12 protein-coding genes are annotated in these 16,085 nt (G+C 56.4%); 3 read left to right on the top strand and 9 right to left on the bottom strand.

Annotated elements, in window-relative coordinates; translation table 11 throughout:
- Window positions 1–2 precede the first annotated feature (2 nt).
- Entirely contained in the window at window positions 3–1,937 is a 1,935-nt protein-coding gene (locus CTZ24_RS10720) for an exoribonuclease II (RefSeq protein WP_208723505.1), read from the bottom strand.
- A gap of 125 nt (window positions 1,938–2,062) precedes the next feature.
- Window positions 2,063–4,369, bottom strand: a complete 2,307-nt coding sequence (locus CTZ24_RS10715) for an FdhF/YdeP family oxidoreductase (RefSeq protein WP_208723504.1) — start codon at window positions 4,367–4,369, stop codon at window positions 2,063–2,065.
- Window positions 4,370–4,617: 248 nt separating this feature from the next.
- On the opposite strand from CTZ24_RS10715, the gene CTZ24_RS10710 reads away from it, so the two are divergent.
- The 3 genes from CTZ24_RS10710 to CTZ24_RS10700 all read left to right on the top strand — a co-directional run bounded on the left by CTZ24_RS10710 (window position 4,618) and on the right by CTZ24_RS10700 (window position 7,910).
- Window positions 4,618–6,207: a PTS transporter subunit EIIC gene (locus tag CTZ24_RS10710; RefSeq protein WP_208723503.1), complete on the top strand. Its 1,590-nt coding sequence runs from the start codon at window positions 4,618–4,620 to the stop codon at window positions 6,205–6,207.
- Window positions 6,208–6,277: 70 nt separating this feature from the next.
- Complete coding sequence (locus CTZ24_RS10705; protein WP_036625134.1) at window positions 6,278–6,997, top strand: YoaK family protein; 720 nt, start codon at window positions 6,278–6,280, stop codon at window positions 6,995–6,997.
- Between the two features lie 16 nt (window positions 6,998–7,013).
- Complete coding sequence (locus CTZ24_RS10700) at window positions 7,014–7,910, top strand: LysR family transcriptional regulator (RefSeq protein WP_208723502.1); 897 nt, start codon at window positions 7,014–7,016, stop codon at window positions 7,908–7,910.
- On the opposite strand, the gene CTZ24_RS10695 is transcribed toward CTZ24_RS10700, so the two are convergent.
- The 7 genes from CTZ24_RS10695 to sapA all read right to left on the bottom strand — a co-directional run bounded on the left by CTZ24_RS10695 (window position 7,907) and on the right by sapA (window position 15,437).
- Window positions 7,907–9,019, bottom strand: coding sequence for a CMD domain-containing protein (locus CTZ24_RS10695; protein ID WP_208723501.1), 1,113 nt, complete (start codon window positions 9,017–9,019; stop codon window positions 7,907–7,909). The two genes, CTZ24_RS10700 and CTZ24_RS10695, sit on opposite strands and share 4 nt — an antisense overlap.
- Before the next feature lie 219 nt (window positions 9,020–9,238).
- Window positions 9,239–10,027 (bottom strand): enoyl-ACP reductase FabI, encoded by a 789-nt coding sequence (fabI, locus tag CTZ24_RS10690; RefSeq protein ID WP_021183118.1) that lies wholly within the window; start codon window positions 10,025–10,027, stop codon window positions 9,239–9,241.
- Between the two features lie 141 nt (window positions 10,028–10,168).
- Complete coding sequence (sapF, locus tag CTZ24_RS10685; RefSeq protein WP_021183119.1) at window positions 10,169–10,972, bottom strand: putrescine export ABC transporter ATP-binding protein SapF; 804 nt, start codon at window positions 10,970–10,972, stop codon at window positions 10,169–10,171.
- Window positions 10,973–10,974: 2 nt separating this feature from the next.
- Window positions 10,975–11,970, bottom strand: coding sequence for a putrescine export ABC transporter ATP-binding protein SapD (sapD, locus tag CTZ24_RS10680; RefSeq protein WP_021183120.1), 996 nt, complete (start codon window positions 11,968–11,970; stop codon window positions 10,975–10,977).
- Window positions 11,970–12,860 (bottom strand): putrescine export ABC transporter permease SapC, encoded by an 891-nt coding sequence (sapC, locus tag CTZ24_RS10675; RefSeq protein WP_021183121.1) that lies wholly within the window; start codon window positions 12,858–12,860, stop codon window positions 11,970–11,972. Before sapC ends, sapD begins: the two co-directional genes overlap by 1 nt.
- Window positions 12,847–13,812 carry a putrescine export ABC transporter permease SapB gene (gene sapB / locus CTZ24_RS10670; protein ID WP_021183122.1) on the bottom strand — a complete coding sequence of 322 codons (966 nt, stop codon included), beginning with the start codon at window positions 13,810–13,812 and terminating at the stop codon, window positions 12,847–12,849. The genes sapC and sapB overlap by 14 nt, the downstream gene beginning before the upstream one ends.
- A 2-nt stretch (window positions 13,813–13,814) precedes the next feature.
- Window positions 13,815–15,437 carry an ABC transporter substrate-binding protein SapA gene (gene sapA / locus CTZ24_RS10665; RefSeq protein ID WP_208723500.1) on the bottom strand — a complete coding sequence of 541 codons (1,623 nt, stop codon included), beginning with the start codon at window positions 15,435–15,437 and terminating at the stop codon, window positions 13,815–13,817.
- Window positions 15,438–16,085 lie beyond the last annotated feature (648 nt).

The following is a 16,085-nucleotide window of genomic DNA, read 5'->3' as shown; positions in this document are numbered from 1 at the left end:
ACTTAACTGGCAGGACGCGCCACTACACTACGCGTTTCCATACGCACTTCGGCGATGGTCACGTCGATCACATCGGTGACGCGATAAACGACTTCACCTTTGATCTGTACGGTGCCGTTTTCCTGGGAACACACCAGCTCATCACGCACCGCGTGGATGAACGGGGCAGGGATAAAGGCTACCGCGCCATTCTCCAGCAGACGCACACGCATACCACCACGGGAAACGTCGATGATTTCTGCGCTGAACTTGCGATCGCCACCGGCAAACGGCGCGAGGAAACGCGCGTACAACCAGTCACCGACATCGCGCTCGGCCATACGGTTCAGGCGGCGACGTTCGCTCATGGTCACGGTCACATCATCCTGCGGGCGATTGATCGCTTCACCGCGAATAATGGCTTTCAGCAGGCGATGGTTAATCATATCGCCGAACTTACGGATGGGTGAGGTCCAGGTAGCGTAAGCCTCAAGACCAAGGCCAAAGTGCGGGCCTGGCTCGGTGCTGATTTCAGCAAAGGCCTGGAAACGACGGATACGGCTGTCGAGATACTGGGTCGGCTGGGCATCCAGCTCACGGCGCAGCTGACGGAAACCTTCCAGCGTAGTGATGGCCTGCGCATCAACGGTGATACCGTGTCCGGCCAACACGCCTGCTGCCTGTTCGGCGTTGGCGAGGTCGAAACCGGTATGCACGTTATAGATACCGAAGCCCAGCTTCTGTTGCAGCACGCGGGCGGCACAGACGTTCGCGAGGATCATCGCTTCTTCTACGATACGGTTCGCGATGCGGCGAGGCTCGGCAATGATATCCAGCACTTCACCTTTTTCACCCAGGACAAAGCGGTAATCCGGACGGTCTTTGAACACCAGGGCGTGAGTTTGACGCCAGTCGCCGCGCGCCAGACACAGACGATGCAGCAGACGAATCTGTTGGGCAATGGCATCACTGGCGGGCTGCCAGCTACCGTTGTTTTCCAGCCAGTCTGATACTTCGTCATAGACCAGTTTAGCTTTGGATTCGATCCAGGCGGCAAAGAAATGGATATCGTCGGCCAGGCTACCGTCTTTCAACACGGTAACGCGGCACGCCAGCGCCGGACGGCGTACATTCGGGCGCAGCGAGCAAACGTCATCAGACAGTTCACGCGGCAGCATCGGGATGTTGAAGCCCGGCAGATAGTTAGTGAAGGCGCGTTTCGCGGCCAGTTTGTCCAGCGCGCTGCCTTCCGGCACATAAGCGGTAGGATCGGCAATGGCGATAGTCAGCAGCAGGTTGCCTTCGGCAGTCTCTTCTGCGTACAGCGCATCGTCCATATCTTCGGTGCTGGCGCTGTCGATGGTGACGAAATCGAGCGCGGTCAGGTCTTCACGCGTCAGATACTCATCAATCATCTCACCAAAACCGACTTCCGGCGCTTCACGCTCCAGGTTGTGGCGCGACAGCGTGACCCACCACGGTGCCAGATGGTCATCCGCAGTGGTAATAAATTCGGTCAGTTCGGCATAAAAGCCACGATCGCCTTTCAGAGGATGGCGACGCATTTCAGCCACGGCCCAGTCACCGGCCTGGAAATCGTGGGTCACGCCACGGGCAGCACGGCACTGAATAGCATCTTTCAGCAGCGGATGATCTGGCACGATAGACAGGCGATCATCTTTCTTCTGTACGCGGCCGACAAAACGCGTCAGGAATGGCTCAACCAGGCTTTCCGGCTCGGCACTTTCGCGATCTTTATCGGTGTGGATCACAGCAACGATGCGGTCGCCGTGCATCACTTTCTTCATTTGCGGCGGTGGAATGAAGTAGCTTTTCTGAGCATCAACCTCCAGAAAGCCAAAACCTTTTTCCGTGCCTTTCACCACGCCTTCGGCGCGCGGCGTCTGCGCGTGGAGCTTCTCTTTCAGCTGCGCGAGCAGCGGGTTATCCTGGAACATAATTTATTTAGTTTCGTGGCCTAAGAGCGGCTGACAGTTTTACGCGAATCATGCCCGCGCGGCAAGGCCAAAACAGGGTAAAAAGCCGCTTAACGCGGCTTTTTTACCTTCTGATAACCTTCAGATCAGGCAATACGTTGGGTGGGTACGGCGGCAGTTAATGCCAGTTTGACTGGCACCGATTTTGAGGTCGGTGTGCCGCTGCCGTCACCGTAGCTGGAAAGCGGGACAAGTGGGTTGGTTTCCGGGTAATACGCCGCCAGGTTGCCACGCGGAATATTGTAGGGCACCAATTTAAAACCGCTGACGCGACGGGTCAAACCGTCGTTCCACAGGGTTTCGATATCCACCAGTTGGCCTTCAGTGAAGCCCAGTGCCTGCATATCATCCGGGTGAATAAACACCACTTCACGCTGACCGTAGACGCCACGATAACGGTCATCGAGGCCGTAAATGGTGGTGTTGTACTGGTCATGTGAACGCAGGGTTTGCAGCGTAAACGGCACTTCCACGTCGCCCAACTGCGGGAACAACGAGCTGGGCAGGGCGGCATTGCTGAACTCCGCCTTCTGCGACGGGGTGTTGAAACGCAATTCTGCGGCGGCGTTACCGAGGTAGAACCCCCCCGGGATGTCACATTTGGTGTTGAAGTCGGCAAAGCCAGGGATGGTGGCGGCAATATGATCGCGGATCAGATTGTAATCCCCGGCCAGCGCCAGCCAGTCCACTTTATCGCTGCCGAGAGTGGCATGAGCGATACCGGCGACAATCGCGGTTTCAGAACGTTGGGTATCCGCCAGCGGAATGCCTACGCCCTCAGAAGCGTGCACCATGCTGAAGGAGTCTTCCACGGTGATAAACTGGTTACCGGTTGCCTGACGATCGCGCTCGGTGCGGCCCAGCGTCGGCAGAATCAAGCCCTCATGGCCCGGCACCAGATGGCTGCGGTTGAGCTTGGTGCTGATATGTACCGTCAGACCACAACGTTGCAGCGCTTCTTCCGTCAGCGGCGAGTCCGGTGCGGCTGCTGCCAGGTTACCACCCAGCGCGATCAACACCTTCACTTCATCACGCAGCATGGCGTTCAGCGCCTCAACGGTGTTGTGGCCGTGCTCACGCGGTGGTTCAAAATCAAAATGCTGACCTAACGCATCGAGGAAGGGTTTACTCGGCTTCTCGTCAATGCCCATGGTACGGTTGCCCTGCACGTTACTGTGGCCACGAACCGGACACAGGCCCGCCCCTTTTTTGCCGAGCTGACCAAACAGCAGTTGCAGGTTAACAATTTCACGCACCGTATCCACCGAATGCTTGTGCTGGGTGATGCCCATCGCCCAGGTACAGATCACCCGGTCAGCACTTTGGTAAATGGCGGCGGCTTCGCGGATCTGCGCTTCGCTCAGACCGGACTGACGCACAATATCTTCCCAGCGAGTGTTATCCACCGCTGCCAGGTAAGCTTCCACGCCCTGCGTGGCGGCGTTGATAAAGGTTTCGTCAAACAGACCTTTTTCCCCGGCGGCAATCAGCGCGCGATGGGTTTCCAGCAGCGTTTTCACCATGCCGCGTATCGCAGCCATATCACCGCCGAGATTCGGCTGGTAATAGGCGGAGCTGATGGTGCCCGCCATCGAGGTCACCACTTCCAGCGGTTTTTGTGGATCGGCAAAACGCTCCAGACCACGCTCACGCAGGGTATTAAAGGTGACGATGCGTGCGCCGTGGTCGGCGGCATGACGCAGGCTGTGCAGCATACGCGGGTGGTTAGTCCCCGGATTCTGACCAAAGACGAAAATCGCATCTGCATGATCAAAATCGTCGAGACGAATGGTGCCTTTACCCACGCCGATACTACGTTTCAGGCCGGAGCCACTGGCTTCGTGGCACATGTTGGAGCAGTCGGGGAAGTTGTTGGTACCCATCAGGCGACCAAACAATTGATACAGCCAGGACGCCTCGTTACTGGCGCGACCGGAGGTATACAGCTCCATCTGGTCGGGATTGTCCATCGCCTGTAAATGGCTGGCAACCAGCGCGAAAGCGTCGTCCCAGCTGATTGGCTCATAATGGTCGGTTTCGCGGTTGTAACGTAACGGGTGGGTCAGACGGCCCTGATATTCGAGGAAATAATCACTTTGTTGATACAGCGTGCTGACGCTGTGCTGGGCAAAGAACGCCGGCTCAACCACACGGCGGGTTGCTTCCCAGGTGACCGCTTTGGCACCGTTCTCACAGAAACTAAAAGTACTTTTGTTGTCATCGCCCCACGCGCAGCCGGGGCAATCAAAGCCGCGCGCCTTATTCATGCGCAACAGGTTACGCATGTTTTTCAGGGCAGCTTTACTGTCAAGGACAAAACGGGTGGTCGCTTCCAAAGAGCCCCATCCACCAGCAGCAGCGCGGTAGGGCTGAATTTTACGTTTAAATTTCATAGTAGATGCAGGCTTATTGTTTAGGAGTTGTTATCAGGATATGACGACTGTTGGCAAGAAGTTTGCGACTGACAGCAAAAGTTGTCTAATTGATTGACTTAATGGTGCGATAGGTGGCGTTTATCGCGTGAAACGGACAGAAGCGTGAGCCAGTTCAAACTTTGGCGGATCGCCAACGCGGTGCGGTTACGTGCGATGTCGATAACTGGCTAATAATTGTACTTTCAATTATTGCAAGGAACTGAACCATGAAGCCTTTGGCCAGCCAAATTCACGCTTTCGGTAAAGCCTTGATGATGCCCATCTCGGTGATTGCCGCTGCCGGGATCTTCCTCGGACTTGCCGCCGCCATGCAGAATCCGGCGATCACCGGTGACGCCTTCGTACAGATGCAGGTGCCGCAGTTGATCATTGGTTTTATCCGTAAAGTGGCGGGCGCGTTATTCGCCAACCTCCCGGTGTTCTTTGCTGTTGCCAGTGCGATTGGACTGGCAACAGCAGAGAAGCCCACCGCCGCCTTTGCCGCCGTGATTGGCTATATCGCCATGAATGTCGGTATCAGCACCACGCTGGCGGCCAAAGGGCTGACAGCCGCCACCACCACGCCGCAGGCGCTACAACAGGCGGGGATGGATCAGACCACCGCGATGATGACCTCAGCGGAATATATCGAGATGCTGGGCATTTTCACCTACAACATGAGCGTGCTGGGAGGGGTGATTGCGGGGCTTACCACCGTGGCGCTGCACAATCGCTTCTATACTCAGCAACTCCCCACCGCCATTAGCTTTTTTGGCGGGCGACGCTTTGTACCGATTGTCACCATCGTGGTGTTGCCGTTGATCGGGGTGTTGCTGGCGTTGATTTGGCCGACCATCGGTGCCGCCATTGCATGGGTGGGGCAGATGATTGGGAAAAGCGGCCAGTACGGTGCGTTTTTACTGGGTGCCTGCGAACGGTTACTGATCCCGACCGGATTGCACCATATCCTCAATGAAACCGTCCGTTTCACCCCGATTGGCGGCATGGCGACGGTAGACGGGCAAACCATTGTCGGTGCGCTAAACATTTTCAACACCTCGCTGACTAATCCCGGCGCGATCCCGGATGCTACCGTGCGTACCGCGACGCAGTTTCTGGCCCAGGGCAAAATTCCGGTGATGATGTTCGGTTTGCCTGCGGCGGCGTTGGCGATCTACCACACCGCCCGCCCGGAGCATAAGCAGCGCGTCAAAGCGCTGATGCTGGCCGGTGCGCTGACCTCCTTTACCACCGGCATTACCGAACCGCTGGAATTCTGCTTTATCTTCGTCTCGCCGGTGCTGTATATCCTGCACGCGCTGCTGATGGGGTTGTCGTTTATGCTGATGTCGATGCTGCACCTGATGATCGGAAACGTGCAGGGTGGTGCCATCGATTTGGTGGTGTTCGGCATTCTCGGCGGCAGCAAAACCCAGTGGTGGTGGACGCTGGTGTTGGGGGTGATTTACGTACCGATTTACTACTACGGATTCCGCTTTGTCATCACCCGTATGGGGGTGGAAACACCGGGACGTGAATCTGACGATGAACACAAACCTGTACAGGTGGCAGCCGATGAACGTACCCGGGTCATCATCAGCGGGTTGGGTGGTGAAGCCAATATCGAGGACGTCGATTGCTGCTTTACCCGGTTGCGCGTACGTGTCAAACAGATGAATGAAGTGGTGGACCAGACACTGATGACCACCGGTGCCAATGGCGTCAATCGAGTCAGCGAGCATGACGTGCAGGTGATTTACGGTCCCCAGGTGGAAAAGATTGCCAACGAGGTGAAAAGTGCGTTGGGTGTCGCCTGACCGGAAAGCGCTTGAGAATATTCAGCGCTGGCAGGATGATAGCCAAATTGATGGTAGTCAGGGATATACCATGCTGTTAAGCACTGAAAGTTCCAGAACTTACAATACCGACCGCCGCCTCGCTTGTACCCTGGCGGCGGTGGCCGGGGCACTGAACACCGCGGCGTTTGAAACCGTGGGTTTTTTCTCCGCCAATATGACCGGCAACGTCTCGCTGTTGTCGGATCACCTGGCAAAAGTTGATCTCCACATCGGCCTGTTTTTCCTGGTGATTATCCTGCTGTTTATCGCCGGTTCCTCCGTCTCGACCCTGATTATCAATGCCGGGCGGCGGCGTGAAATTCGTGGCATCTATGCCATTAATATCTTTATTGAGGGCATTGCCTTGCTGGTGCTCGGCGTGCTGGAGAGTTGGTTTCCCAATAACGATTCTGGCGTGCAACTGATCTTCAGCCTGAGTTTTTTGTTGGGATTGCAGAATGCGGTGGTGACGCGGATTTCCAACGCGCGCGTCAGAACCACCCACGTTTCCGGCACCTCTACCGACATCGGTATCGAGTTGGCGATGCTGCTGGATGTGCTGCGGCGCAAAGAATCCCCCAAGGATGCCCCGTTGTACATTGAACGGCTGAAGCTGCATCTGTTCACGGTGTTGGCGTTCCTCGGTGGCGGGGTAGTGGGTATCGTGCTGTTAAAAGCCATTAGCTTTAAATTGTTATTAATGATTGGCCTGATGTTGACGATGATGTCACTGACCGCCTTGCATCGCGCCCGCCAGGTGGCACGATAATCCTTGTGAAAAAACTATGGACATCAAACAGTTAATCTATCTTTGCAATCTTGAGCGCGAGCGCCATTTTGGCCGCGCGGCGGAGGCGAGCTTTGTCAGCCAGCCCACGCTGTCGATGCGCCTGAAAAACCTCGAGCGCGAGCTGGGGTTATCGCTGATCAATCGCAGCAACAATTTTGATGGCTTCACCCCGGAAGGGGAACGGGTGCTGGCGTGGGCGCGCGAGATAGTTTCCGTCTATCAGGGACTGAAGCTGGAAGTGGAATCGCTAAAACACGGCGTGAATGGCACCCTGCGTCTCGGCGTGATGCCGCAGTGCAGCGTGGCGTTACCTGCGTTGTTGAAGGCGGTGGAAGCCCGCTATCCGCAGCTTGACTACCGGGTGTCAGCCATGAGCGCCGATCAACTGCTGGATGCGCTCAACAGCCATACCGTTGATGGCGGGATTGGTTTTTTTGAACTCAATGCCCTGCGCGAGCTGCATTTCCAGACGGCGCTGCTGAAGGACAGTGGTGTGGAGGCGGTGTTCAACCCGGAATTTTTTCCGGCGTTGCTGGAACATCAGACGCTGGATCTGCCACTGCTTGCCAGTCAGCCTTTATGTCTCGCGGAGCCAACTCGCTATTTCCGACGTTATCTCGACAGCCAGTTGCGAGCGCGGGAGTTGCTGCCACGGGTGATCGTCGAAAGCGCGTCAATTATGCAGCTATTGCAAAGCGCACAGGTTGGATTGGGGGTGATGGTGTCACCGTGCGGGCATCTGTTGCCGGAAATGCTGCAAAACCTGCAACGCCGCCCGATTGCGATCGCCCCAATGGGACGGCAGGCGGCATTGGTGATTGCTGAGCCGGGCAGGGCGACGCCGCTGGCTCAGCACTTCTTCGATGAGGCACGCGGGCATTTGCCCGATTAACGCGTCTCGCCCAACGCCATCGACAGGCGGTCCTGCCAGTTTGCCAGTGCCACCGCCTGAAGCAGGGTAAATATTCGCTCTGCGCTCCAGCCCGCGTTCAACAGCGGTTGCAGATGGGCAGCACTGAACCTTTCAGGTAAACGGGTCAGCTGGGCGCTCACCGTCACCAGTGGATTGTCACCGGCAACCTCCCTGAGCAGCGTCTGTCGTGCGCTACCCGCGAAGCGGTCGAACTGGCGCTGGCAGCCGAGGATGCGTGCGCTCACCGCCTGCACCAACGCTTCATCTTGCGCAAAATGATCGTTGAGTCGCTGCTGTAAAGTTGCCCAGCCATACAGCGCCTGGGCGTCATGCACCAGCAGCCAAACCGCATCTTCCAGACCATCCATCCCCTGACAAAAGGTGATGGCTGCCAGTTGTTCTGCGCTGGCGTAACGCAGTTCTACCGGTTTTAACGCATGCTGCCAGACCGGGGACGGTTGAAACAGCGCCGCATCGGCATCGGGTGGCGGTGATACGCCAGGGATCCAACGCACCGGCAGGCCCATGATCGCCTGCAAGGCGGCCACCACGCGCGCCTGATAGCTGACAAACCCCACTAACTGATTCAGGGTGACAATATCTGGTTCGGTCAGTCCAACGGCGTCCAGTGCGCTGATGCTGTTGGCGGTAATCAATGCCGGTTGCATCGCCAGTTGGCGTGCATATTGGGTGATTTGCGTCAGCCGGTTATTGCTTTCACGCGATGAATCAGGGCCGGGCAGCGGATTCAAACGTGCCGCATAATGATTGCACAACCGTTGCACCCCGGCGACCTGCGCCACGGTCAGCGCGGTGCTGAGGCGATCGTACAACGTCAGCGTATGGGTCAGGCTGGGGGTTAATGAATCGGGAAACAGGATTTGGCTCAGATCGCGCGCTGCCAGCAGCGCTGGCTGAAAACGCAGCAACAGCGGCTGTAACGCACTGGCTTCTTGCTGCAAACCCAGCAGAAAACGATCGTCGAGATAAGCCGCCTCGGGCACCAGCGGCGCGGCGGCGCTATGCTGCGGGCGGGTCTGGCTTTCGTAAAACCACTGGTCATGGCCTGGAGAACGCCGTTGTTCCATGGTCATTCCTTTTGCAAAAAACGGACTCGGTGTCGGTCGCCACAATCTGAAAATTCTGGGCGCACCAAAGGGCTAGCTTATCGTCGCCGAAGGGCGGTCCGGGGCAAAAGAATGATCGGTGATAATTAATAGCAAGAATGTATAAGGGGGGTGTGTAGCGGCGCGATTTATCGCGCGGATTGAAAAAGAAAAGGGCGAGCCAGGCTCGCCCTCAGGAACTTATTTCAGTTCCAGCTCGTTCATCGCGGCAATGCTGAAGCCGCCATCAACGTGTACCACTTCACCCGTGATACCACCGGCCAGGTCGGAGCACAGGAAAGCCGCAGAGTTACCCACGTCTTCGATAGTCACGGTACGACGAATCGGGGTAACCGCTTCGCAGTGTGCCAGCATCTTACGGAAGTCTTTGATGCCTGAAGCAGCCAGAGTACGGATCGGGCCAGCAGACACGGCGTTAACACGCACGCCTTCCGGACCCATCGCGTTCGCCATGTAACGAACGTTGGCTTCCAGAGACGCTTTCGCCAGACCCATCACGTTGTAGTTCGGGATAGCGCGCTCTGCACCCAGGTAAGACAGGGTCAGCAGTGCTGAATTCGGGTTCAGCATCGCACGGCACTCTTTGGCCATCGCGACGAAGCTGTAGGCGCTGATGTCGTGAGCGATTTTGAAGCCTTCACGAGTAACGGCGTTGACATAGTCACCATCCAGCTGGTCGCCTGGGGCGAAACCGATGGAGTGAACGAAACCGTCAAATTTCGGCCAGGTTTTTGCCAGTTCGGTGAACAGCGCAGTGATGCTCTCGTCTTCTGCCACATCGCACGGCAGAACAATGTCTGAACCCAATTCTTTAGCAAACTCTTCCACACGACCTTTCAGTTTGTCGTTCTGGTAGGTGAAAGCCAGTTCTGCGCCCTGTTTGTGCATCGCCTGCGCAATACCGTAGGCGATGGAAAGTTTACTGGCAACGCCAGTAATCAGAATGCGCTTACCGGAAAGAAAACCCATAGCTGTAATCCTTATGGTCATTGTTGTTGGCGGTCGCAATGATTAAAAAGTGTGCGACCGACGTTAATCGACGTGCGGATTCTAGCACGTCTCTGTCAAATGCGGTAAATCGCACCGCGTTTTCCGCGATGCAGCGAACAATCAACGTTCACGCCGCCAGGCTTCGGCGGTGAGTGCTTCACCAAAATGGCTGGCAATTAACCGTTTGGTCAGCTCGTGCAGCGGGGAGGCCAGCACATCGGCGGTGCCGCCACGTTCCACCACCTCGCCCTGATGCATCACCAGCACCTGGTCGCTGATGTGCTTCATCATGCCGATATGCTGCGTGACATATATATAGGAGATGCCGTGCTTCTCCTGAAGTTCCAGCATTAAATTGACCAACTGCGAGCGCATGGTCATATCCAGCGACGCCAGTGCTTCATCGGCGATAATCACCTTTGGTTGCAGGATCAGCGCACGCGCCAGTGCCAGGCGTTGCTTTTGCCCGGGGGCCAGCATATGCGGGTAATACCCGGCATGATCGCGCAGCAAACCGACCTGGCGCAGCGTGGCGATAATGCGCTTCTCGCGCTCTTCATCGTCCAGCTCGGTGTTCAACCGTAAGGGGAAGTCCAGGATCTGACTGACGCGCTGGCGTGGATTGAGTGAGGTCGACGGGTCCTGAAAAATCATGCGGATGCGCTGGCTACGATAACCGTAGTCACCATACTCCAGCGGATGATCGTCAATCAGGATCTGTCCTTCAGTCGGCGCGACCATGCCACTTAACATCTTCGCCAGCGTGGATTTGCCGGAGCCGTTCTCACCAATAATCGCCAGCGTCTGTTTATCGCGCAGGGTAAAACTAACATCTTTCACCGCTTCCACATGCTGACGGCGGAATAACCCGGTGCGATAACGGAAGGTTTTGCTCAGGTTGCGCACTTCAAGCAGCGTTTCCATGCTTACTGGCCCTCCATATTCAGCGGGAAGTGGCAGGCGTAGAGATGCGCTTTGTTTCCGTTGAGACGCGGTGTCTCAATGCATTTGCGTTGTGCATAGGGACAGCGCGGCCCGAGACGGCAGCCAATTGGCAGATGCTCCAGCGAGGGAATCGCCCCGGTCAGGGTATTGAGACGGCTTTTATGCGGCAGTGCACTACCGAAATCGGGCATCGCGCGGATCAGCGCCTGGGTGTAGGGATGGTGGGGCGTTCCCATCAGGTCTTCACTTTGCGCGGTTTCTACCGTCTGGCCACAATACATCACGTTAATGCGATCGGCCCACTGGCTCATGGTGCGTAAGTCATGGCTGATCAGCAAAATGGTGGTGTTGTTGTTCTGGTTAAGGCGGCTTAACAGGCGGAAGATCTGGGCCTGGGTGGTGGGCTCCATCGCGTTAGTCGGCTCGTCGGCGATCAACAGACGTGGCTGATTCGCCAGCGCGATGGCGATCATCACCTTCTGACACTCCCCCTCGGTCAGCTCATAGGGGAAACTGCGCATAATGTCTTTATGATCCTTGATGCCGACGCGGTGCAACAGCTCAATGGCGCGCGCTTTGCGCCAGAACCACAGCCGTTGATACCAGTGACCTTTAAAGGTCCAACGTGGGATGGCCTGCATCAACTGGCGACCAATACTTTCTGAGGGATCAAGACAGGATTGCGGCTCCTGGAAAATCATCGACACGTTATGGCCGACGATGCGACGGCGCTCGCGCGGCGAAAGGCGCAGTAAATCGATATCATCGAAACGCATACGGTCGGCGGTGACGCGCCAGTTGTCTTTGGTGACGCCACAGATGGCTTTCGCTACCAGGCTTTTGCCGGAGCCGGATTCGCCCACCAGACCGCGCACTTCGCCTTCGGTCAGGGTGAGGTTGATGCGGTCGACGGCTTTTACCGGCCCTTCGGCAGTCATAAATTCGATGGTCAGATTGCGGATATCAAGTAACGGCATTATTCAGCTCCCGCTTCTACGGCGCGACGGATGCCATCGCCCAGCAGGTTAACAATCAACACACTCACCATCAGCGCTGCGCCGGGCAGCATCACGGTCCAGGGCGCAACGTAAATCAGTTCCAGCGAGTCACCCAGCATCGCGCCCCATTCGGGCGAAGGCAGCTGTGCGCCAAGATCGAGAAAGCCGAGGGCCGCGATATCAAGGATCGCCATCGACAGGGCGCGGGTAAATTCCCCAACCAGCAGCGGCAGCACATTCGGCAGCACCGCGTTCCACAAAATATTCAGATTGCGCGCACCATCAAGGCGCAACGCCACCACATACTCTTTTTCCATCTCGTCATGCACGGCGGTGTAGATTTCGCGCACCAGTCGCGGGATCAGCGCCAGCCATACCGCCAGCATTGCATGTTCGAGGCGCGGGCCAAGAAACGCCACCACGATGATCGCCAGCAGCAGCGACGGAATTGACAGCAGGGTATCCAGTACGTGATTCATCACCGCTGAACGCAAACCGTGGGTAATGCCCGCCAGCACGCCGAGTAACAGGGCGCAGAAGCTGGCCAGCAATGTCACCAGAATGGCGGATCCCACTGTGGGCGCGACACCGCTCAGCAGACGGCTCAATACATCGCGGCCCAGATCGTCAGTGCCGAGAAAGAACGACACATCGCCATAGCGGGACCACGACGGCGGTAGCAACTGGTAGCCCAGGAACTGCTGGTCAATGCCATAAGGGGCCAGCAAACCGCCAAACAGGCACAAAAACAGCAACGCGCCGAAGCCGTATAGACCAATCATCGCGCTGGTGTCGTGGTAAAAACGCTGCCAGCTAAGGCGGAAGGTGCCGGGCTGCCGTTTTTCGGCGTAGATATTATCGTAGGGCATACCATTCCTTATGTTTCAATGGATTAAGTGCGGCACCGACAATGTCAGATAACACATTAACCACAATCACCAGGCTACCCACCACCATCACGCCAGCTGAAATCGCTGCATAATCCTGCTGGCGAATGGCGTTGATCAACCAACGGCCCAGCCCCGGCCAGTTGAATACCACTTCAGTAATCATCGCCAGCGTCAACATGGTGGAGAACTGCAAACCCAGACGTGGGATCACTGGCGGCAACGCATTATGCAGCACATGACGACGGATAATGGTAAAGCGTGACAAACCCCGCGTGGCCGCTGCTTTGACATAGTTCTTATCCATCACTTCGCTGGTACTGCCGCGCAGCAGGCGAATCACTTCGGTAGTGGGTGCCACCGCCAGTACGATCACCGGCAAAATCATATGGGTCAGCGCGCTCATCAACATTTCATGACGCCACGGTGAATGGCTTATCCAGGCGTCAATCAGCGCAAAACCGGTGACGTTCTGCACCGGGTAGAGCAAATCAAAACGCCCTGATACCGGCAGCCAGCCGAGGGTTAATGAGAAGAACAGGGTAAACAGCAGCGCCAGCCAGAACACCGGCATAGAGAAGCCAAGCAGTGCCAGCGCGCTGATGGCCTTGTCCTGCCACTTATTACGCATCACCCCGGCGCAGATCCCTAGCGGAATACCGACCAGCAGGGCCAACATAAACGCCAGAATGCACAGTTCAAGGGTGGCAGGAAAAACCTCGCGCAACTGGAGATCAATCAATTGGCCGTTGGTGCTGGAAACACCAAAATCGAGCTGCAACAACCCCTTAAACCAGAACCACCAGGCATCAAACAGCGACGCACCTTCCAACGGGGCATTCGGGGTGAAGTAACTGAGACTGAAGCTGACCAGCGACAGCAAAAACAGCGTAATGATCAGTAGCAGCAGACGACGCAAGATATAGATGATCATGATTATTCCTCGCTGCGTTCGTCACGATAAACGCCTGCGAACGAGGCGTTGCCAAATGGACTCAGTACCAGACCTTTAATATCGTGGCGATACGCCTGCAATCGCAGCGATGACGCCAGTGGCAACACCGGCAACTCTCGCGCCAGGATCTGCTGTGCTTCGTCATAACTCTCAATGCGAGCTGACAACTGTTGTGACAGCAGGGCGCGTTGCAACACTTCATCAAATGCTGGCGAGCACCAGTGTGCGTAGTTGGTTTGCGAACGAATCGCCGCACAGCTCAACAGCGGGCGGAAGAAGCTATCGGGATCGTTGCTGTCGGTGGCCCAGCCGGTCAGGGTAATATCATGGTTCATCGCCATCAGTTGCGCTTCCTGAAAACGCCCCTCTACCGGCACGATGGTGACGCGTACCCCCACCTGTGACAAATCGGCCTGTAACAATTCAGCAGTTTTTAGCGGGCTGGGATTCCACGCCTGCGATGCTGTCGGCGCCACCAGCCGCAGATGGAGATTCTCCACCCCCAACGCTTTCAATTGTTCCCGCGCTTTGGCCGGATTGTATTCGGTCACCCGCGCATCATTATCATACGCCCAGGACGCGCGCGGCAGAATCGAGGCCGCCGTTTCCGCGGTGCCGTAATAAATCGACTCCATCAGACGTTCATTATTGATTGCCAGCGCCAGCGCGTGGCGGACTTCGGGGCGATCCAGCGGCGGTTTACGGGTATTAAATGCCAGATAGGCGATATTCATCCCCGGACGTAACGTCATGCGCAGGCGGGGATCGTCACGCAGAATGCTGAGCTGACTGGCAGCAGGATAGGCCAGCACATCACACTCGCCGGTCAGCAATTTTGATAAGCGACCGGTCCCGCCGACACCGAGGTCGATGACCACCTGTTGTAAACGCGGCACGCCTTTCCAGTAATGGGGATTGCGCGCCAGGCGCAGGTATTGCCCGGTACGGTATTCGCTAAGCTGGAACGGGCCGGTGCCGACCGGTTCCCGATCCAGTCGCTCCTGCTGGCCTTTAGCAGTCAGCTTGTCAGCGTACTCTTTGGAGAGCACCGGTGCGTAATGGGTGGCGATATGCCACAGGAATGATGCATCCGGGCTGTTCAGGCGAATTTCGACGGTATCGTTGTCGAGTTTTTTCACGCTCTGCACCGAGTCAGCAAATTGCAGGCTATCGAAATAGGGATAGCTGCCACCGTTGACGTTATGCCAGGGGTGCTGGCGATCGAACATGCGGGCAAAGCTGAACACCACATCGTCGGCATTCATATTGCGGGTAGGGGTGAACCAATTGGTGTGCTGGAAGGGCACATCTTTGCGCAGATGGAAACGGTAAGTCGCGCCGTTATCCCGCACCTCCCAGCTCTGCGCGAGGTCAGGCACCAGGCGATAGGTGTAAGGATCGACATCCAGCAGACGGTCGTAAAGCTGCGCGGCGAGGGTATCGACCACCAGACCGCTACTCGCCATTTGCGGATTGAAGGTATTTACCGTGCCGTTAACGCAATAAACAAAGCCGCTTTGACGGATGTCGTTCGCAGGTGCAGCCCAGACAGACGCACTCAATACGCTGAGACCGAGCAGCAGCGTGGGGATTAATTTTGGCATAGAACTCAACGATTCTGAGGCAATAGCGAGAGTGTATCGCAAACGCCGGGTACTCCCCAAATTAAGGCGAATTGTGCTGTCTTTTTCGCCATCCCGACGGCGGGGTAATCACACCGTTAGTGTGGAAATGAGAAAAATTCTCAATTAGGGCTTTACAGATGATAATAAGAATGATTATTATTCTTCTGCGCTTCGACGGTGGCTCTACCGAAGAAGAGCACGACATTGCTCACATTGCTTCCAGTATTAAGTTGCCCGCTTCTGCGGGCTTTTTTTTTCTTCATATTTTGCACTGTAGCGGCGTTGGCTGCGATTGCTCACCCCGGTCACATACTCAGGTATGCTCCCGGGGATTCGCGCCCTTGCCGCCTTGCTACAGCACAAAATATTTCGAAAAGCCTGTTTACAACAACGTAGCGGCGTTGGCTGCGATTGCTCACCCCGGTCACATACTCAGGTATGCTCCCGGGGATTCGCGCCCTTGCCGCCTTGCTACAGCACAAAATATTTCGAAAAGCCTGTTTACAACAACGTAGCGGCGTTGGCTGCGATTGCTCACCCCGGTCATATACTCAGGTATGCTCCCGTAGCGGCGCGATTTATCGCGCGCCTTTCCAAAACAGCGCGCTAAATCGCGCTGCTACGAGT

This window comes from Pantoea phytobeneficialis (assembly GCF_009728735.1).
Classification (GTDB): domain Bacteria; phylum Pseudomonadota; class Gammaproteobacteria; order Enterobacterales; family Enterobacteriaceae; genus Pantoea; species Pantoea phytobeneficialis.
This window is presented reverse-complemented; position numbering and strand designations above follow the sequence as displayed.